The 21,861-nt window shown below is 36.4% G+C and carries 13 protein-coding genes; 4 read left to right on the top strand and 9 right to left on the bottom strand.

What is annotated here, in order from left to right:
- Window positions 1-262 precede the first annotated feature (262 nt).
- From BC008_RS43510 to BC008_RS43495, 4 genes are all read right to left on the bottom strand, one after another.
- Window positions 263-2,641: a TolC family protein gene (locus tag BC008_RS43510; RefSeq protein WP_058184780.1), complete on the bottom strand. Its 2,379-nt coding sequence runs from the start codon at window positions 2,639-2,641 to the stop codon at window positions 263-265.
- A 75-nt stretch (window positions 2,642-2,716) separates the two neighbouring features.
- Window positions 2,717-4,282, bottom strand: coding sequence for a circadian clock protein KaiC (gene kaiC / locus BC008_RS43505; RefSeq protein WP_027844017.1), 1,566 nt, complete (start codon window positions 4,280-4,282; stop codon window positions 2,717-2,719).
- Between the two features lie 96 nt (window positions 4,283-4,378).
- Window positions 4,379-4,696: a circadian clock protein KaiB gene (gene kaiB, locus BC008_RS43500; protein ID WP_027844016.1), complete on the bottom strand. Its 318-nt coding sequence runs from the start codon at window positions 4,694-4,696 to the stop codon at window positions 4,379-4,381.
- A gap of 258 nt (window positions 4,697-4,954) precedes the next feature.
- Window positions 4,955-5,353 (bottom strand): circadian clock protein KaiA, encoded by a 399-nt coding sequence (locus tag BC008_RS43495; protein WP_268768294.1) that lies wholly within the window; start codon window positions 5,351-5,353, stop codon window positions 4,955-4,957.
- Between the two features lie 1,481 nt (window positions 5,354-6,834).
- Here BC008_RS43495 and BC008_RS43490 point away from each other — a divergent pair.
- Window positions 6,835-10,269 (top strand): ATP-binding protein, encoded by a 3,435-nt coding sequence (locus BC008_RS43490; protein ID WP_321170112.1) that lies wholly within the window; start codon window positions 6,835-6,837, stop codon window positions 10,267-10,269.
- A gap of 121 nt (window positions 10,270-10,390) precedes the next feature.
- Here the strand turns inward: BC008_RS43490 and BC008_RS43485 are convergent, their stop codons facing one another.
- Together BC008_RS43485 and BC008_RS43480 are read right to left on the bottom strand one after the other, a co-directional pair.
- Window positions 10,391-12,289, bottom strand: a complete 1,899-nt coding sequence (locus BC008_RS43485; RefSeq protein WP_027844013.1) for an ArnT family glycosyltransferase — start codon at window positions 12,287-12,289, stop codon at window positions 10,391-10,393.
- Between the two features lie 214 nt (window positions 12,290-12,503).
- Complete coding sequence (locus BC008_RS43480) at window positions 12,504-15,284, bottom strand: Ig-like domain-containing protein (RefSeq protein ID WP_058184778.1); 2,781 nt, start codon at window positions 15,282-15,284, stop codon at window positions 12,504-12,506.
- Window positions 15,285-16,450: 1,166 nt separating this feature from the next.
- On the opposite strand from BC008_RS43480, the gene BC008_RS43475 reads away from it, so the two are divergent.
- Together BC008_RS43475 and BC008_RS43470 are read left to right on the top strand one after the other, a co-directional pair.
- A complete protein-coding gene (locus tag BC008_RS43475) occupies window positions 16,451-16,783 on the top strand; it encodes a DUF565 domain-containing protein (protein ID WP_027844647.1) in 333 nt (110 codons plus the stop codon).
- Window positions 16,784-16,869: 86 nt separating this feature from the next.
- Complete coding sequence (locus BC008_RS43470) at window positions 16,870-17,931, top strand: hypothetical protein (RefSeq protein WP_027844648.1); 1,062 nt, start codon at window positions 16,870-16,872, stop codon at window positions 17,929-17,931.
- A 52-nt stretch (window positions 17,932-17,983) separates the two neighbouring features.
- Here BC008_RS43470 and BC008_RS43465 read toward each other — a convergent pair whose 3' ends face one another.
- Window positions 17,984-19,441 (bottom strand): protein adenylyltransferase SelO, encoded by a 1,458-nt coding sequence (locus BC008_RS43465; protein WP_027844649.1) that lies wholly within the window; start codon window positions 19,439-19,441, stop codon window positions 17,984-17,986.
- A 131-nt stretch (window positions 19,442-19,572) separates the two neighbouring features.
- Window positions 19,573-20,142, bottom strand: a complete 570-nt coding sequence (locus BC008_RS43460) for a GNAT family N-acetyltransferase (protein ID WP_027844650.1) — start codon at window positions 20,140-20,142, stop codon at window positions 19,573-19,575.
- A 706-nt stretch (window positions 20,143-20,848) separates the two neighbouring features.
- On the opposite strand from BC008_RS43460, the gene BC008_RS43455 reads away from it, so the two are divergent.
- Window positions 20,849-21,124, top strand: a complete 276-nt coding sequence (locus BC008_RS43455) for a ferredoxin-thioredoxin reductase variable chain (protein ID WP_027844651.1) — start codon at window positions 20,849-20,851, stop codon at window positions 21,122-21,124.
- A gap of 21 nt (window positions 21,125-21,145) precedes the next feature.
- Here BC008_RS43455 and BC008_RS43450 read toward each other — a convergent pair whose 3' ends face one another.
- Window positions 21,146-21,367 (bottom strand): hypothetical protein, encoded by a 222-nt coding sequence (locus BC008_RS43450; RefSeq protein WP_027844652.1) that lies wholly within the window; start codon window positions 21,365-21,367, stop codon window positions 21,146-21,148.
- Window positions 21,368-21,861: the final 494 nt, after the last annotated feature.

Below are 21,861 nucleotides of genomic sequence, written 5' to 3'. Positions count from 1 at the left end.
TGTGCACAATTAAATGTACATTTGTCATTGGGTTAGTGCAGCGTGGGCAAAGCGGATATGAAGCACAGCGGAATGACGCGAATGCAAAGGATTGAGGGTTATTTTAATTATTTTTGAAATATACAAATATTTTTGCATAGGTGCTTAAGATTAAATAGGAAAAACCCCCAGGCCTTATTTCCCAGCAGTATGAGTACGTCAAAGACTTGGGGTTAGAGATAGATTTACAGTCAAATTTTCGCTCCTGACTTCTCCTAGAAGTTTAGGGTGCGCTTCCAGCATTCCCGTTAGGGTTATCGCTTGCACTCAAACCTCTAGAAGTAATAGACCGTTGTAAAGTTGCTAAAGCACGGTTGTAACCTAAAATTGCGGTCACCCGGTTCCCTTCAGCTTGGGTTAGAGCAGTTTGCTCTCGGATAACATCAGTTTGAGTTCCAACTCCTGCTTGGAAGCGCAATCGTGCTAATCGTAGGGACTCCCTTGCTACTTCTAAACCTAAATTAGATGTTTCAATATTTCTTAAGTTAGACTCTAGTTCAGCATAAGCCTGCTCTACTTCAGAACGAATTTGTTCCCGTTGTTCAGCAAAATTATTTTCAGCGATCGCAATATTAGCTTTTTGTTGATTGGCTTCCGCTCTGGCTGCTCCACCGTCAAACAGCCTTAAAGTTGCACGCAATCCTAAGCTATAGCCGTCTGTCACACCAACATTATCATCAAACTGATCTAACAGATCGTAGGTTCCAACCACACTAATTTGGGGTCCCAGTTGCGCAAGAGCTTGACGTCGGGCTTGTTCGCTAATATTCCGTTGTGCCAGTTGCTGTTGCAATTCTGGACGATTTTGAAAAGCCAAAATCATACTTTCTTCTAAAGATCTGTTCCACAAACCCGCTAACCTTACTGGATCTGCAGCAGCTAAGGTCACAGACTGTGGTAAGCTCAAGCGCTGAGCTAACTGGCTGCGACGGCTTGTCTGATTAGCAAGAGCATTGTTCAGGGCTTGGATATCATTAGCTAAGACTGATCGAGCTTGGAGTACAGCAAATCTCGTACCAATCCCTGCTCTTTCCTGTGCTTCAGCATCCCGCAAACTAGCACGAGAGTTTTCCACAGCGGAGCGTTGAATGCGTACCTGTTCATCTGCTTCTTGTAAGTTATAGTAATCCGTATTAACGTTAAGCTTGATTAATTCGGAGATACGCTCTACTTCTAATTCACTATTTTTTAAACTCTCTTCAGCTCGTTTGATCGCAGCCCTTCTGCTTCCGGATGTGTATAAATTGTAGCTAAGTTGGATATCGCTATCAAATCTGGTCGTAGGTTCATCAGTCCCAAATCCTTGTAACTCAACACTACGCTGACCTTCGGATGATTGAGAGCGAGTTAAATTAGTCCTCAAATCCAATTGAGGTAATAAAGCAGCTTGTGCTTCACGCAGTTCAGACCGAGAGCGCTTTAATGTCAATAAAGATTCTTGTAGATCCCGGTTGTTTCGCTGCGCTAATTCTAACGCCCGTTCCAAAGTAATTGGCTGAATTCCTTTTACCCTTACCTCTTCTGCTTTGGTTGGAAATACCAAAGGATTTGGATTTGGATTCAGGTCGAGATTAGGATTCTCCAAAGGTTTTTGTGATGGGGGAACTGAGCTTGGTGTTTTAGTACTTGGTGGTACGCCTTCTTGAGAATTTGGTTGAGTTGTTGGCGGTATAGTTTGTTGGGGAATTTGGGGAGTAGTTGATGGTGTTGTTTCTTCAGGTTTCGCTTGGGCCAATTGAATTGTAGGATTAGATCCGAGATGAGAAGATTCAAGATGAGATTCCCGATCGCCAACACGCTTCATCAGTTGTAATTTATTAACCAAGCTCGGCTTACGAATTTTTGCCAAGTTTTGTTTGCTAAATCCATTAGAAGCAATAACTTTTTGGCGTACAGGACTACCATGAGGATTGCACTGTCCGGACCGACTCAACAAAGCATAAGCTCCACAACCATTTGTTTGCAGAGCACTTGTCAATAAGGGTGTTCCTTGTGATACATTAGAAGGAGGCAGTGAATTAACTCTACTGTTTGTCTGTTCGTTACTAACATGTTTTGTTTCTGTTGTTTCGCCTTTTCTAGTAACAGAACTTAGAGATTGTGATTTTGATAATTTCCTAGAAAACGGATCGGATTTACCAGTACTTTGAAATAATGTTTTTCTCTTGGGAATTTCTTTGCGGCTAATGTTTTTACTCCCCTTGTAAGAAGTATTCCTATCCAAATTCCTATCGGTAAGTGAATACTTAGTAGAACCTAAATCCGGAACTGCACGTAACCCGGAGCTTATTTCTTCTGACTGGACAATGCGGGGTATTCTGGGGAGAATTGTTTTAGTTTTGGTCGATCTATTTTTGACAGTACTCCAGTTGATGTAAGCAAATTTTGTGGAAAAATGCTTTTGTGAATCCGGTTCTTGAGGAAAAATTTGATTCTGATCGCGGGTGCTACTATCGTGGTCATGCCTCAGATCGGTAATGTCCAAGGATGAATCTAGCTTGCTACTATCCACTGTTGCACTCCGCGCTAAAGCTGGGTGAGCTGTCAATACCGCTGCTGTTACACCCGGCAAAAAACTATAGAAGAATTGTTGTCGTTTCACCGTATCTCCTCACACAAAAGTTACAGAACAGAAACCAATTTTCTCACTACTGCTGAATCGCAGCATCTACTAAAACTATTCAAAATCTGAAGCTTCAGGATTTTGAAAGCTCTGAACAATACGAGAAAGCTCCGCCTTTTCATCGATATTAACTCGGGTGGGAGCACCGCTGACAATTCTTTCGTAATTGCGGAAAGAATCTTTAATTTCTGGACCTTCAGCGGTGATATTGTACTCCCTAATACTTTTATCGTGCCAAGAGCCACGCATCTTAAAAACATTAATTGCACGTGCCATTTCACCACGAATCTCAACATACTGCAACATCAAAATAGTGTCTGTAATCGTAGAAATATGGGAATCAGTGATGGAATGAGATCCCATAAATTGATCTGTAGTATTGGTAAAAAAACCGGTAATTTCTTCTTGCTTCGCATAACCCGTAACACCAATCACAAATTGACGAAAAGCATTGTTACTTACTCCTCTAGCCAAAGCAGATAGCGAATCAATGGCGATCCGAGAAGGCTTATATTCTGTAATTTCTGATTTGATGATTTGCAAATGGTCTTCCAAACCAGTTGACTCGGGATAAGTACAAATAATTTTGAGTAAACCTTGGCGTTCTAAGTCTTCAAAATTGATTCCCCACGAATAAGCATTACGAGATAACTGGGCTCGTGATTCTTCATATGCAAACAAAATAGTGCGTTCGTTATTGACACAACCATTTTGCAAGAACTTGCTCACCAATAAAGTTTTACCGGTACCTGTAGCTCCTGTTGCTAATATTATCGAGTCTTTGAAAAAACCACCACCACACATCCGATCCAGAGTCTTAACCCCGGAAGAGACGCGAACATTTGATGACCTCTGAGTTAAACGCATGGCTCCCAAAGGAAAAATGTTAACCCCATCATTTGTAATTGTGAAGGGATATTCACCTTTCATATGGGTTGTACCCCGTAATTTTAATATTTCCAAAGTGCGACGGCGACGTTCTCCTTCCAAAACGTTGCGGACAATTACCACATTATCTGATACAAATTCTTCTATCCCAAAAGAAGCTACAGGACCGTATTCTTCACGACGTTCTGTAGTAATAATAGTTGTTACCTTAAGTAACTTGAGGCGAGCTACTAAACGAAATATTTCCCGTCGCACAACACCCACTGCTTCATATTGCTGAAATACAGCTGTTACAGAATCAATGCTGACTCTTTTAGCTTTATACTTTTTAATTGCGTACTGTAAGCGTTCTATTAAAGCAGATAGGTCAAAATTTCCGACAATATCTTGTCCTTCAGGGTCGGGAGAAGCATCAAGAATAAATAACTTCCCTTCATTTATTAAACCTTGTAAATCCCAGCCAAAGATATGAGCATTTTTAATAATATCGCTGGGAGATTCTTCAAATGTTACAAATACTCCCGGCTCATCAAAATAAACAATACCGTTATAAATAAATTGAAGTGAAAATAAGGTTTTACCAGTTCCTGATGTCCCACTGACTAAGGTCGTTCTTCCTTTAGGTAATCCTCCATGACTGACATCATCAAACCCCTCTATCATTGTTCGAATTTTTTCTACTCCTCCATAGGAAGGTGTATTTTTTTTAACTAAATCCCGATTGTCACTCATTTCAATTATTGGTACTCAAAATAATGTATGTTCAAGCATATATTTTTAATTAATCTTATGAAAAATTTAATATTTTTGATTTTTTCACAAATAAGTTTAACCATTGAGTAAATCGTCTTCTATTAGTTCTTCGTATAGTAAATCTAAACCAATTAAAACTCTTTCTCTATCTGAAAGGTCGCCAATAATTTTTCGTACAGGGGGTGGTAAAATTTTTGATAATGTAGGTGTGGCTAAAATTTTATCCTCTTCTGCTAACTGTGGATTTTTTAGAACATCAATAACTTTAAGTGCATAAACACCATTGAATTCCTGTTCTAAAATGTTTTTTAGGGTTTTCAAAGCCCGTACAGAGTTGGGCGTATTTCCCGCAACGTATAGTTTCAAAACGTAGGTTTTCTTTACTTCAGTCATATAGGACTCCCATTTGATTCTTGAAAAGATGCTAAAACTGAAAATCCCGTTTATTTGGGCTTTAATCTAAAATTTTTCCGCAAATCAGATAAGATTCCTATAGATTTACAGGGTACATATAAATGTTAAATAAAAATATATATTTGTATCCCTAGAAAGTATTCAATAACAAAAATTAAAATTTTTCAAATATCTAAATTATTAGTATTTTGTTTGAATATTTATTGGTATTTTCTCATCTTAAATTTTTGCTTTAAATTATCTACGAATTTCACGTCGATAGAGTTCGCACAAATGAGCTAAAATATCAATTAATACTAAACGGTAATCTAATAACATCTCCTCACTTCTACCTTCTAGTCTTAGTTGTTGAGAAAATTCATCAATCAGTTCCATGTGCATTTCTATGATTTGGGGCACAGGAATATTAGCATAAAATACAGAGTTGATAAATTTATCAATTTTTCCTTTTAAGTATTTTTCTGCGGTAAAATACTCTAGAAGTATCTGACGGTACTCTAATTTTAGTTCTTGTAAAAATGTTATTTGCTCGGCTTTTGTCATCTCCCTCAAGCTGCCAGATTTCTTACTTATCTCATCAAAAAAAATAGTAATATCTCCGATATTTTGAATTCTTCGCTGAAGTTTTATGAGCAACTATATAGTCGCTATGAGACTTTGTAAATTCGGAGAGATAACTGTAATTCCTAGCCAGAGCAATATCAGAGCAGAGAATTCATTTGAATGGCATCACATATTACTCTTATGCATAACACTAGGCAATAACTTTGGGCTGATAATAACTTAATGTTTTCTTTAACTTCATAGGTGTGGAACTTTATCGGCAATAACGTATATTGTTAATGTGTGCTAGGCATACAGCTTCTGACTCAATTATCTGTCACTCCGTCTAGTTTGATTCATAAATTTAAAATTTTCAGTTTACATATTAGTGAACTTATCGCTATTAAGATCGAAGCGTTTAGTAACTATTTTGCTCTGCAAGTAGCTAAATTAGATTTGATGATATGTGACACAATTCGGTCAATAAGCTCTTCAATGATTGTGTCTTAACCAAGTCGCAGATATTTACTTGATATATTGCATTTTCCCGCCTAGTAAATTGTGTCAAACATGAGTTGCGTCAGCTTGGGTCACCATTGGCACTAATTTGGGCGAGTAATGTATATTATTAAACTATCAGAACACGCGCTAATACATATTTCTAGGTGAAGGTTTTGTTATTTTACTCCTTGATAAGATACGTTAACTAAAATAAAGGATTGTGGCATTCTCAATCATTATAATTCCTAAAGGTTCTAAAGCGAATCTTTAGAGTCATAATTGTTTTAGCTATAGCTACTAATAAAATCTAAGGACACTAAAAGTCATTGGAGGGTGCTCTAGATGAAAGCCTTGGGATTATACTTTGAACGAAATCGTTAGATGCAAACAAAATCCTAGCCCTTACTATATCCCTGGTAAATCCACAACTACACCTACTGATTAGGATGAGAAAAAGCGATTCTTCGGGAAGTGAGAACAATCTATATTCGTACTAGTTGTCTGATTACAATTAAAAGGGCAAAAAAGTTCGATTTGGTTTAGAAAACACAATCATGCAACAGAATCATCTGCTATAGCTAGATCGTACAAGAACTAAGGCTAATGCCTTATTCACATGTATCCCATTAAGCAAAATTTCCAAGACCTGATTGTTAAGTAGTATCAAATAATATGAATTTCGAGATTTTTTATCTTCCTGTTACCTTAAAAATAATTGAAGAGCTTGTATAAACACCAAAACCAGAAAATTTTAGCAACGTAGTTGAGGGCTCTAAGTTCATTGTTGATAACCTGCACTAAGAAATATCGATAGTTTTCTGTAAAAATTGCCATTATCAAATCTCGATTGCAACGAGCAATAGTAATAAAATGCAGGAGATATATTTAAATCAATTGACACCAAGCAATAATACTTAATAAATAGTATTAATAAATATAGTTATTGAATTATGCAAGTATAATAAATCGGTGCTGTGGCGTCTGACGATTGCAGATACTCTTACCGACTGGAAGAATGATCCCATTCCCTTATGTCAATGTTAAAGTACTCGCTTTACGAATTGGTTGTAACGGTGCCAAGCTGCTCAGAGACAGATACAGTGGCAACGATACTCAAGATGCAATCTGAGCGATGCGATCGCATAATTGTCTTGAATGAGCAACAACATCCAATAGGGGTTCTCGATCGGGGGCATGTGGTAACATATTTATTCGCAGATATTTATCAAGAAGACCCAGAAATTGACAACGAGTCTGGGGAAAATAATTTGTTTGATTCGCAGCAACCAATATCAAGTTTAAATTCGGATATATTTAACCCAATTAAAATATTACCAGTTGATATAAGCTGGGAAAATTTGTGCTTATTTTTAGAAAAAGAATATATAGGTAAGAATATTAATCTAGAGTTAGCCATTGTTGATAAAGATGGAAAGTTCCTAGGAGTTTTAGATCGCTGGGAATTATTACAAAGATTAGTAAAGCTGCGTCGAAAAAAACAGAAAAAGCAATCGCCATTAAAGTTAAATGTAGAACCTTCACAACAGAGCATTAATAGCGATTGCAGTGACCAATCAGTTATTTCAGAAGATTCATCATTATTTGGTGTTTACAAAACAAAACAATACCAATCTTTAGTTCAGTTACTGGAGCGCTTGCCTTGGCCTTTAATGTTACAAACAAGTTCCGGTGAAGTCGTAACTCAAAATCCCGCTTGGTGGCAACAACTGGGTAAATTAAAAAATCCAGAAGGAGTAAGGCGAGAAGTAGAAGAAATATTATCCTCCCCAAACAACAAAAAGATTGAAGTTGAATATTTTACAGCAGGTACTGCTTCGTCAAGAATACATAAACAAGAAACAGAATATAATTTTAATAAAGAAAAATTAACGAATATTGACGTATATTCTTCAGGAAATTCTTCATCTAGATTTCGCGAGTCACAATTAAAACAAAGTGATTTTGATTTACCTGACAATTATTCTCCAAGTTCCGTAACACAGGAAGATATCGATGAAAGCTATGCCGGACATCGCTGTTTTTTTGATGCTACTACAGGGACTTGTACTTGTATAGTGCAGGTTCAAGATGAACGGGAACGGGAAAGAGTATGGCAATTTGCCAAAATACCCTTGGATAGTCAGGAATTGAAAATTTCTGTGAATCGATCACAACAGGAAAGTCAAACTCATAGAACTGAAGACCCAAGTATTCACTCCGATTTATGGTTGGTGCTGGCTACTGATATCACAGAGCAACAGCAATTATCTCAAGAATTGGCAGCTAAAAATGCCGATCTAATTCAACTAAATCGTTTAAAAGATGAATTTTTAGCTTGTATTAGTCATGAATTAAAAACCCCCCTAACAGCTGTTTTAGGTCTATCGCGTTTGCTAATCGATCAACAATTAGGAAAATTAAACGAACGCCAAGCTCGTTATGCTGGACTAATTCATCAAAGCGGTAGACATTTAATGAGCGTAGTTAATGACATTTTAGATTTGACCCGAATGGAAACCGGTCAGATGGATTTAACATTAACTACCGTAAAAATTCGTGCAGTTTGCGAACGTGCTATTAATGAGGCAAAAATCATCCATGATCGGAGCAAACAAACAACTCATCAACAACCAGAAGAATTAGCTTCGGAGCATCAGTTAGACCTTTCCATAGAAGCAGGTTTAGATGAGATTGTCGCCGATGAACTGCGCCTGCGACAAATGTTGTTACACTTACTTTCCAATGCTTTAAAATTCACAGAAGCCGGTGGTGAAATTGGATTGTCCGTAAGTCGTTGGGAGGGGTGGATCGCTTTTAATGTTTGGGACACAGGAATTGGTATACCCGAACATCAACAACATCTAATATTTCAAAAATTTCAACAGCTCGAAAATCCCATGACTCGACAATTTGAGGGTACGGGATTAGGACTAGTATTAACTAGAGCGTTAGCAAGATTACATGGCGGAGATGTCAGTTTCCTGAGTAATGAAGGTCAGGGTAGTAACTTTACACTATTGCTTCCTCCTTCTCCTCCTAACACTAATGTTAGCGATTCGGAAGCTGGATTCTTGAACGCCACGGAGACAAAATCAAACCATCATTCCCCCCTCACTTCATCTTCCCATCATTTAACATCTTCACAAAGACTAATACTAGTAGTAGAACCGATAGCTCGATATATTGAAGACCTAACAAAACACTTACGGAGTCTGGGTTATCGTGTTATTGTCGCCAGAGCTGGATGTGAAGCGGTGGAAAAAGCACGTCGCTTACAACCAAAAGCAATTTTCCTTAATCCTTTTCTACCTCTACTATCGGGTTGGGATGTACTCACCTTAATTAAGTCAGATGGGGAAACGCGTCATATCCCAGTCATTGTTACTGCGACAGCAGCTGATAAGGAGAAAGCATACGCAAAACAAGCTGATGCTTTTTTGAGTCTACCAGTGCAACATCAACTGTTAGCTCCACTCTTAGAAAAATTTTGTATTGCACCAGAGAAAGTAGCCCGCAGCAGTAAAGGTCTGTGCGATAGCAGTTCTTCAAATACTCCTTTACGAATTTTGCGGTTGGTAAATTCGGAGATAATATCTACTAATTCCCGACCTTCATTATCCGATCACCGAGTTATTGAGGTTGATGATTTAGATCAAGCCGAATTATTAGCTCGAGTTTGGAAATTTGATGTTGTACTGCTGGATACGGAAGTTGCTAACCCTGAAAGTTATTTACAAAAACTTGCAACAAAAAAACGTTTAGCAAGCATACCACTTGTCACCTGCAATATTACTAATACACAAGCTGCTTCAAATATTTCTAGTCTGTCAGTGTTTCCCTGCTTATTATCAGCAAACAATCAGCTACAAAATAGCAATCAAACAAATGCTTTATTATCAGTGCTGCAAATTGCAGCTGGGGTTTGTTGTCCGCCGAGTATTTTAGTGGTTGAATTAGCAGCAATCATAAATTATTTATTCACTGCAAAAAGTAGAAGGGACGAAACTCATAAGTCTGTTAAGGATATAGATATAACTCATAAAAATATAACTGAACAAAATTTACAAAAAACTGAAGAAATACAAAAATCACAAACTGCATCTCTCGGTTCGGAATGGTTTCAAGCTTTGATTCAGTATCTTCAAACAGCTGGTTTTAAAGCAGAGATTAGTATTGATTGGTCAGAAATAGTTCAGCAAATTCGCCATCAAAACGTTGATTTATTATTGATTTGTGTGGGTGATAAATCTAAAGAAGAAGAAGTATTATTATCCTTAGAAGCCTTAGAAGAATTAGAATTTAATTTACCACCAATTATAATTTTAGATCGTCGATTAAATTCAGCTAAATCAAAATCAAATAACCGGAAATCTCCTCAGGAAAATCACACAGAAATTGAATATCCTGAAGCTTTAGAGAAACTTTTGGGGACAATCATTAGCGAAATTTTGCCACGTTCAATTCCTATGGAAGAGCTTTTAAATCGAATTTATCAAGCTTTGAGTTAGGAAGATTGGGGATTGGGGATTGGAAATTGGCGACTGGCGATTTGGAGTAAAAAAATCTAGTCTGTGTTGATTAAAGGAATTCTGAAAAATATTGAGAATTTCGGGAATTTCATCAACAAACTCAGGTTAAAGGAACTCGAATTAATTGATATGCGCCTTTGCGACCTAAATCTTGATAATCGGATGCTTTTAAGCCCATTTTGGGAAGTTTCTTTGGTTGAGTAATAATCAAGATAGAATCTGAACTTGATTCTTGAGTTTGTGATGCTTGATTTTCTTCTTTTTGAAGCTTTTGTTTCTGGATATATTCCCCCGCAGCTCGATTTTGTTTAATGTAATTCACCGGACTTTGAGTGTAGAAAACAACGGTAGGTTTTTTAAATCCCACCATCATTAATTCTTCGCCTGGTTGCTGATTTTGCACTGCAAGAGCAGATAATTCTCGCAATGGTAACTGACGTTGGCTATCCATCAAATATAAAGATGGTGTCAATACAAGAAGGAAAAATGCAGCAAATGCAACAAGATTGACAGCTATCAGGGGACGCCAAGTACGACGTATGAGCAAGACAGCTAATGCGATCGCACAAATTAGCCAAATTATACTGCCGATAATGTTATAACCAGACTGTTGCAATAATTCCCGAAAATCTGGAGCTGCTGGGTCTTCACCAATTATTTGGGGAATATAGTAAAGTACAACTGCTAATATAGATGAAAATGCGACATTAAACCAACCACTCCAAAAAATAGAAGTTTTAGAGTTTGAAGCTTTAGAGTTTGAAGTTGGGGAGCTAAAATTCCTAGATTCAGAAGCTTGGGATTTGGCGGAAGAAATCATACAATCGCCCCAGAATAAGGCAATTAAAATTGCAGCGGCTGGCATTAAAGGTAAAACATAACTTGGTAGTTTAGTAACTGCAATTGTAAAAAAGCCAAATACTCCTAAAAACCAAGTCAAAGCAAATAATCCCAATTGTTGAGAACGAGGTTGGGAACGCCAATACTTCAAATTCCAAAAATTAAGTTTTGCCATTGCTGCAGGTAAATACACTGCATATGGGGCAAAACCAACTAAAACCACAACAAAGTAAAAATACCAAGGTGCAGAATGACGATTAACTACGCTAGTGAAACGCTCTACATTGTGGTAACCAAAAAATGAATCTATGTAGTTAGAACCGTTTTGTAAGGCAACTAATATATACCAAGGAAGTGCGATCGCGGCGACAATTAATAAACCTCCCAGTGGTTTTGCTTCCTGCCAAACTTTAATAAAATTACCTAAATAAAATAGAAATAGACAAACAATTAATCCTGGTAAAACAATTCCTACAGGACCTTTGGTTAAAATTGCTGCCCCAATTAAAATATAAAAAGCTAAATACCAACCAGAAGGGAAAAAACTAAGTATTGAAAATTTATTCCTAGTGGACTTCCTGTGGGAAGAAAATTTTGGATCGTTGCTAGCGTAACCGAGGAAAAAGCATAGTAAAGCAGATGCGATGCATCCAGTCAGCAGCATATCGGAAACACCTATTCTTCCCCAAACTATCATTTGTGGGTTAAACGCTATCATAGCTGTAGCTAGACCAGCTACTAACCAACGACGATTGGAATGATGAAGTTGGAGTAGTCGATCTTCTTGTGCTTGCTGCCATACTAAAGTGTAAAAAGCCAGAGAAATTAATCCAATTGCTGCAAGTGCAGAAGGTAAGCGTACCGCCCACTCATTGACACCGATCGCTGCATAGGCGATCGCCTGACACCAATAAATCAAAGCTGGTTTATCAAAACGAGTTTCGCCATTAAAAAATGGTGTGATCCAATCACCAGTAACCAACATTTGACGGGAAGCTTCAGCAAATAACGGCTCTGTTTCATCAACTAAGCCAATACTACCCAAATGCCAAATGTAAGCTATCCCACCAATTAGAATTAACCATAAAACTGAAAGAGTCACAGCTAAGACTGGACGTTTTGCCATATTTCCACACCACTGGTTTAAAGCACTAGTCATTAATTAATAGTCATTACTCGGTCGTTTCTAGTCAATAGTCGTTGGTAACTTAATAATAGTTGCCTTTATTTGGAATACATTTAAAGTCAACTATAGTAAAAGTACTTTAAAGCATAAACGTAGAGACGCAGCACTGCTACGCCTCTAAGAATAAAAATTGAAAATAAGTAGAAATTACGAATCAGTTACTAGAACAAAGTTGCAAGAACAAATATTAAACAAAGTCAATATCAACAATCAGGTCGTTGTAATCTTTATCACTATTGGAATTCGTATCCTCAAAGCCAAAGGTGTTATCGCCTAATAAATTAACATGGTCAAATCCATCCGAGTTCGCTCCCATATATGGGAAGTAAACTTCTGGATCGTTATTGTTATCTCCATCAGTAAGTTGTTCGAGGGTTCCGTTAATAATAATAATGGGAGCAAAAAGCGCACCACCCTCAACACTAGCACTTCCATTATGGGTGCTGTTATTTTCAGCAGTAAATTTAATGACTTCGCCTGTTACCTGATCCTTCACAACGTTATCGAGAGCGGCTTGGAGATAATCACTCTTGCTTGAATTGTTGGGATCCAAACTACCGATTAAACCTTCTGGATTATCAATTTGATACAAGTAAACTTCATTGTTGTATTCAGCTTCTCTGTATACGGAATAGTTGAAATTAACTAATCCTGACTCACCCCTAAGATCGATTAATTCTGCAGGATGGTCACCTTGACTTTCTGTCCCTTTAGCAATTGGCTCTTCAGTCAGTTGGAGTTTTACAACTAGATCTTCAAAAGATCCATCACCACCACCAATTTCGTCTTCCCAAGAGAGATTAAATCCTCCATCATCTTCTGAAGTAACTTTTACTGGATGAAAGGTATCACTATCAAAAGTAGCACCTAATAAAACTTTCTCAGTTGAGCTTTTACCGCCAAGAACAGTATCAGTAGTAGAGTTTGATACCAAATAAAATACCAAGCGATCGCCACTACTAAAGCCTTTACCATCAAATCCTTCAATAGTACGAGAAAGCTCTGTAGAGTCAAAACCATTAGCTTCTTGTGGGAGTGCAGAAAACAAAACTTTTGACTGTTTTAAAGCTGCTTGAATGTAATCATCTCCAGCATCAGGAGTTAAAGATGCTTTGGTTTTGGGGTCAATAATCGTACCCCGTTCATCATTAACTACAAATACACCTAATTCATTGATGTAAGTAGCATGACTGCTAATAAATTGAGCTTTCAGATTAGCTCTTTTTGAAGTTTCTCCAACAACCCGAAATACACCATTATCGTCTACTTCTAATTCTGGAAGTGCTTCATTGGAAGGTAAAGAAGTGGTGAAATTCCAAGTCTGAGAATTACTAATACCAGAAAAATCATTACCTGCTAAATCTTCAATTGCTCCACTTTCAATTTCTACGTAATAACTTGTAGAGGTTGCAAAATCATTTGTGGGGTCGATTTTGACAGTATTTTCATCGATTATTACCCGATCGCTATTAATATCAATTATTTCAACAACATCACCATCTGCAGTTTTGATAATGATATTCCCTGTTCCCGCTCGAACATTTTCATTAAAAGCGATCGTTAGGTTTGCGTTTTTAGGAACATCCGTAGAATCATCTGCAGGACTTAAGCCATTAATACCATCTATTACGGGTGGTGTAGTATCAGGGTCCGCAGCAGTAATAAAATTCCAAACTGTTGGATCGCTAATACCAAGAAAATCATTACCTGCTAAATCTTCAATTGCTTCATTTTCAACCTCTACATAGTAATTTGTAGAAGCATTGAAGTCATTTATGGGGTCAATGGTGACAGTATTATCATCGATTGTTACCCGATCGCTATTGATATCAATTATTTCAACAACATCACCATCTGCAGTTTTGATAATGATATTCCCTGTTCCTGCTCGAATATTTTCATTAAAGGCGATCGTTAGGTTTGCGTTTTTAGGAACATCCGTAGAATCATCTGCAGGACTTAAGCCATTAATACCATCTATTGCGGGTGGTGTAGTATCAGGGTCAGCAGCAGTAATAAAATTCCAAACTGTTGGATCGCTAATACCAAGAAAATCATTACCTGCTAAATCTTCAATTGCTCCACTTTCAACCTCTACGTAGTAACCTGTAGAAGCCACGAAGTCATTGATGGGGTCAATTGTAACAGTATTACCACGAGTTGTTACCCGTTCGCTGCTGGCATCAATTTTTTCAAAAATACTACCATCTGCATTTTTAATAATAATATTGCCTACCGCAGCGCGAACATCCTCATCAAATGTAATAACTAGACTTGCATCCTTAGGAACATTCGTAGAATCATCCGCAGGACTCAAAGCTTTGGTTGTACTAATCAGTCCAGGTGCATCTTTATCAAGTCCATTAAGTATAACTTCGACGTTATCGATCGCCCAAGATTCATTTCTATTACTAAGATTACCTTCCCAACCACTACCATCACTAAACCATTCAATAGTTAATGTATCTGCAGTATGGACAATGTTATTAAAAATTGGGTCCAAGCCCATATCATAAGCAGAATCATTTGAAGTAGGGTATGAACCACTAGTATCAGAGAAAAAGTTGTCAGTACCAAGTTTTACTCCCGTTGCTGGAGTATAGCTTTGGGAACTGAAATTAATGTTGGTCAATGTTTCTTTGAAGATGCTGACCCCATCAATGGTTACATTGAAAAAGTCATTACCAAATCCAGGTATATCTCCATCCCAAGTATCAATAATTGCGAGTAAAAAGTTTAAATCAACACTGGTATGGGTAGGAAGATTCTCTAAAGTTAGAGTAGTTTTGTTTCCTGGTCCATCTGTTACATTCCGGAGAAAGTTACCTGAAAAAACATTGCTTTTTGTACCTTTCCCATCAAAGTTCTGAACAGATTCTGTATTGGTAGTTGCAGCATCTACAGTAAATTCAGACGGTATACCACTATTGAAATCTGCAAAAAATTTACCATCACTGTTAACAGTCATAATTGATTCCTCGCTCGCTATTTTTTTCTCAAAAGTGTTGCGCTTAAAAAATTATTAAATTTGTTGCGATTGATATGTAGCAAAAAATTATATCTAATCATTCATTAAGCAGATAATTCAAATATTTGAGAATACATAAACTATCTGCGTCTGCTTTAAATATAGGTAATGTAAAGCTTTAGTGTTATAAATTATTTACCTATATTACTGAATGCTAATTTACAAATGGAAATTAATAAGTGCTAATAACTAACAAGCACTAATTTGTCTAAAACTAATTTTAAAAACATTTTTAAACACCCTAAATTTATAAATGATTACTACTCAAAATTCTATTTAATAATCAGAGTTTTAATTAGTGTTTTTCATAGACTCTGCTATAAGTTCAAAATTACTAAATTATCTCATTGATACTCAATGACTGGAGTGGCATAGTTAACGCTATATTTAAAAGGCTAAAATCCTTATATTAACGGCCTTGTATTAGGAGAATAAAATAATTATCTGCTAATAACTTTAATCCCTCTAAACATTTGCTTGCTTTTGTATTTATTTCAAAGTTAATCTACTATGCTTAATTAATAGTCTGGCACAAAATATACTGACAAACCATATTTTTTGTGTAAACTAAAAACAAGGTTTTGCATATTTAAACGTATGAAATTCAACTTTATAAGTGCTAAATAATTCTCTAAACAATCAAGTTTTTAATTTAGAGATATTAAAAATTTAATTTAATTTTACTCAATTTATTCGGCAATATATTAGCTTAATCCAAAGTTCAAATAAACTTGAATGGCTTTATATCAAAATCATTTACTTATCATGAAGATTATTAGTTATCAAAGTAGTTTTAATTTTTATAATCCTTAATCCTTCAAGCTTTCGATAAAGAAATGTTTTTGAGTAAGTTTATATTGTGAAATAATATTAATTATTGATATTTTCAAATATACGAGATTATTGTGAAGTGAAGAGCTGCCCAGTAGATTCAAAGATTAATTAATATATGTAGAGTAAGATGAGATCGTATGATGAGTGTGTAGATCCGATTCAAAAAACCTTCTGTTATTGGACTGGACAGGGTCGATCAACAGAATGTTAATTTTCCCAAACAATCTAAATATAAGGTTGCGACAAAATCTTGATATCCGCAGGTTAACTAGATGCAAAATACCCGTCTTAATAACTTAGTAGATGCTGTCCTTGTTCGTTTACGAAGATGGTTCTTTAATCCTTGGCGACGAATATCTTTGCTGATTATCACTTTTCTATTCGGATTTTTTCTGAGTACAGCACTTACTACAGTTGCTGGTCAAGAAGGTGATACAGATATTTTAATCTCTGGTATCTTAGTACTAATGATGGAAGTTACCAGCAGAGTATTCTATATCCGCGCTTGGAAGGATAGACGTGCGTTATGGATAGAACTGTTAAACTCTCTGAAAATCGGTTTTACCTACGGTATATGTGTTGAAGCCTTTAAACTTGGCTCATAGCTTTTTACACCTACAGCTAAGTGTTTGTAAGTAAAGATTTATAAGTAAAATATCGTTTTGCGTGCCAATTTTCAGGTATTCAAACTATGAATTCTTGGCTGAGAGAAATTTTAACAGCAGAAATACCAAATAAAAGTTGCCTGCAAGAAGCAATAAAAGCAACATTAGCAGATAAATCAGCAGCACAAGCCTTTGATATTACAGCAGTCAATGTCAGCGATCGCATCCAAAAACGGTGGGAATTATTTAAGTCTACAAGTCCTGATTTCAGACGGTTTTGTCAAACTAAGTTACAAAAAAATTTAGAAATAGAACTAGAAGAAATGCTCCCAGTTTTTTGGGACTATTGGTTACCCGTAGCAATACAAATTACAGAAAAGCATAAAAAATTACAACGCCCTTTTACTCAAGGAATTTTGGGAGGACAAGGAACTGGTAAAACAACCACTTGCGCTATCCTTAGTTTAATTCTTTCAAAATTAGGTTATCGAACTCTGAGCTTATCCATTGATGACCTGTACAAAACCTATGAGAAACGCCTGGAGCTACAACAACAAGACGCCCGACTAATTTGGCGTGGTCCACCAGGAACTCATGATATAGAAATTGCTTTAAACTTATTCGAGCGAATTCTTCATAACCAAAGCCCCTATGAAGTACCTCGTTTTGATAAATCATTACATCGTGGGGCTGGCGATCGCACAATTCCAGAAATTGTCGAGCATGTAGATATTATTTTGTTTGAAGGTTGGTTTGTTGGAGTCAGACCAATTAACCCAGAGTTATTTAACAATCCACCCCATCCCATTGTTACGGGTGAAGATAAAATATTTGCTCGGGACATAAACGCCAAATTATTTGATTACTTACCACTCTGGGAAAAATTGGATAGTCTGATAGTTCTTTATCCAGTTGATTATCGCTTATCCATGGAATGGCGCAAGCAAGCAGAAAAACAAATGATTGCTAGTGGAAAATCAGGAATGTCCGATTCAGAGATTGAGCAATTTGTGAATTATTTTTGGCGTTCTTTGCACCCAGAATTATTTATTACCCCCCTAGTAAAATCAGCTAAATTGGTAGATTTAGTGATTGAGATTGCAGCCGACCATAGTTTTGGTAAAGTTTATAAACCAGTTGAAACTTAACCAATTACCAATTACCAATTACCAATTACCATTAACTGCGCTAGCAGTGCAATTACCCATTCTCCTGAATTTTCTCAACTAAATCATAAAATGGCTGCCAATTATCTTCTTGAGTTATTGGTTCCCAAACTGACTCAATAACTGGTCTTAATATTACTGTTTTTGGGTTATGTCGATTCAAACATTGAGCAATGCTAGCCATTTCTTCAACAGAAGAATTTGTCAAAATCCGATGGTAGGTACCAGCCCAATTTAAAAATAACTCCGATGAACCTAAAGATTGTCCAATTTCTGACTGACCGAAAATCGCACTTGCATTATCTTGCCATTCATTAGAAAAACCAGTAGCTAGATCGGCAAAAAAGTCATGATAACTAATTGGATAATGCTTTAAGAAATCGATGGTATTTTTTAAAAGTTCGTTTCCATCTTCTATGGATAATGACTCAAAACCGAGTTTTCTCAACATTAAACTCCGATATTGAGCCGCATAATAATCATCAAACTTTGCTAACCCCGCACTCATATCTGCTAAATCAATTACAGCCATCAAAGGAGTTTGCAACATCTCCAAATTTAATTTACAAATACTTGGTTGATGACCGTAGCAATAGCGTCGGTAATAGTCAAAATAAGCTGCAGTAAAATAGGGATCGTAATTGGGAATAAAAGCATAGGGACCATAATCAAAACTTTCCCCAGTTATTGACATATTATCCGTATTCAAAACTGCGTGACAAAAACCCGCAGCCATCCATTGAGCAACTAGTTCTGCTACCCTTTGAACTAAGTCGGCATAAAATAAAGCGTATTTTTCTTGTTCTCCTACTAAATGAGGATAATAATATTCAATAACGTGATCTAAAAGTTTTTTAGTCAAGTCTGGGCGTTGAAAGTAGTGTAAACGCTCGAAGGTACCAAAACGAATGTGAGAACGACTCATCCTAATCATCACTGAGGAACGAGTAGGAGAAGGTTCATCACCTCGCCACAAGGATAAACCGGTTTCAACTACACTCAAACAACGGGAAGTTTTCACCCCCATACGATGTAGCATCTCAGCAGCTAAAACTTCTCTTACTCCACCTTTGAGGGTTAACATCCCATCTCCACCACGGGAATAAGGAGTTTTACCAGAACCTTTAGTTCCAAAATCGTAGAGTTCGCCATCAATCCCGCGCATTTGTCCGTAAAGAAAACCCCTTCCATCACCCAATCTCGAGTTATACTCACCAAATTGATAACCATGGTAACGTAGTGCTAATAAGGGTTTGCGCTGCTCGAACTCACCAAAAGCGACGGTAAAATGTTCGTCTGTAACGGTCTGTGGGTCTAAAGCCAGGGTAGGCAAAAGTTTATTATTTCGCCAGCGCAAAATATGTTGAGGAAATTCTGCTGCTGCGACTTCATCGTAGTAATCATCCCCCAAAGATTCCAACGCGGGTTCATAGTCAAGGTTGAGAAAGGGGTTGCTAAAGATTTTGTGGTTTGAAGTTTCAGCCAGAGTCATTAGAAACAAAAGTTTATCTATTCTTCCTAAATATTATCCGTTAATTATTCTAGGAAAGAAGACTATAGAGACAGAGATGCGATCGCCTCAATGCGCAGCGATGTTTTATTTTTGATCGCAATCATCAATTCTTAGGGATTGCATTGATAATTATGATTAATCAAACTGGTGAGAATATGGTCTTCCCAATTTCCATTGATTGATAAATAGTCCCTTGCATAACCTTCAACCACAAAGCCTAACTTTTTGAGTAAATTCCCACTGCGTTGGTTATGAGGTATATAATTTGCCATCACGCGGTGCATATTTAACTCGTTAAATATATATTTGATTGCTGCTTCAAGTCCCTCTCTCATGTAGCCTTTACCCTGTTCTGCTTCTGCGATGCTGTATCCTAAGGTACAATACTGTGCGGCACCTCTCACAAAATTACTAAAATTAATTGAGCCAATGATTTTACTTTGTTTAGCCTTGGGGATCGCAAACAACCTTAGTGAATTATCGTTAATAAAACCATGGATATTTTTCTCAACTTGTTTTTCCCAAAATTCATAAGTGAAGAAATCTTCCGCCCACGTCGGATAAAAGGGAGTCAGATATATCTGATTTTCTGTGTAGTAATTTAATATTTTAGCTATATCTTCTTGCGTTGCGAGTCGCAATAATAAACGTTCTGTGTTTAACAGTGGTAATTCTTTCATAAAATTAATAAATGCCAAAATAAATATGAATTGACTGATTATTCCAGCACGTTACATCAATAAAGTAAAAAACCTACCTTTTATACGCATAATCAATGAATATAAATTATTTGATTTAAAATGATCTTATTTATTATTAGAGTATAGTAGTGGAACTAATATCTATAAATCTTTTATATTTTCCCCAATTGTCTTAAATAACGAGGAATCATACGATCCTGCCAAACTTCAAATTCATTTGTTAGGCTAGAACGGTTCTATTTTAATTAAGATTACCTACGATCCCATTTTGTTTTAAAATTATTAAAAATAGTTAGATGACAAAGATAAAAAGTGAAAGTTGGAGACTTCGAATAAGATGTCTTTGTTTAAATAGTAAATTCTCAATACAGCCCAATAACGAAAAAAAACAATAATTTGGCGAAAATATCTATCTTTACTTTACAGAGTAGGACTAGCACTACATACAAATGTTAAATAAAAGTTAATTACCTGTTAAGCTGAAGATCTTATCCACCTTAGGAATGTGGATTCACCGTAAAAATAAAATTTAGTTAGCATCTGGCGGAAAATACACGGCATACCTTAAGTCTTGGATGGTGTAATACCCAAATTTAATCAAAACTATAGGTTATTAAATTCTCATTCCTTAAGCAAATTTTGCCAAAAGTTTATTTTGATGGACAAGAAATTAATCTAAAGAGGTATAAGAGTGGAGACAATAGTAGAGCAACAAAAACTAGATAAAAAGCTTGGCATGAAAGTTGGAGATCACGTTCGCGTTAAAGAATCCATTATTGTTTATCATAATCCGGAACATCGCTCTGAGGCTTTTGACATCAAAGGTATGGAAGGTGAAGTTTTGAAAATTGTGACCGAATGGGAAGGTAGACCAGTAAGTGCAAATCTACCAATTTTAGTTAAATTCAATAAGAAATTTAAAGCTCACTTGCGTGAAAGTGAGTTGGAAGTGATTCAATAAAAAGTTAGTTAAGGAAATTTTCTATTTGCGGCGAAACCATTGAAAAATGTTCAGTTCGCCGCGCATTTTTTCTAATTCTTGACGATGATTTTCTGCCGTGATTTGATACCACTCACAATGGCGTTGAAATTCTAATCTATCCTCTACCTCAGTGTAAAATTCTCGCGTTGCTTGATATGCAGCTAAATTCTCCTCAACCTCAGGCTGTTGCAACGGTACGATATGGGTTACTTCTTGAGAAATATTTTTCATAAATTTGTTTTTAATAATATAGCGTCCGGTTAGTTAGTTAGAATTAAGCACTCATTTGAGTCTACCAATAATTTCATCATTCACTCCATCGCTGGTATTGGATTTATCTTGTTTTCGCAGCTATTATTCCTCATGTTTGAAAAAACTTTTAGAAGCCTTAGTTCTGCTCATCTGTGAGTAAGCTACGTAACCTTCTAGTTAAAGTAGAAAGAAAACACAAATACAAGTATAAACACTTAAATTTATCTCATCAATAATTTTATTTATGTCGTCCGCAGTCCTTTTTTTTATACCTTCGCATACTCGGACAACTTTTCATTAATAATATTATGCCCAAAAATCAGCTAATGCCTAAAAGTTAATTTTGAGGATACACCCGGCTTTTCCTACAAAAAATCCTATATTCAGAATTTAAATCAGTTTCCCTTTATTAGTTCGCTAATACAGAGAAACAAGAAAATACCACATAAACAAGAAAAATTTTA

Origin of the sequence: Mastigocoleus testarum BC008 (assembly GCF_001456025.1) — a bacterium.
GTDB classification, from domain to species: Bacteria; Cyanobacteriota; Cyanobacteriia; order Cyanobacteriales; family Nostocaceae; genus Mastigocoleus; species Mastigocoleus testarum.
This window is presented reverse-complemented; position numbering and strand designations above follow the sequence as displayed.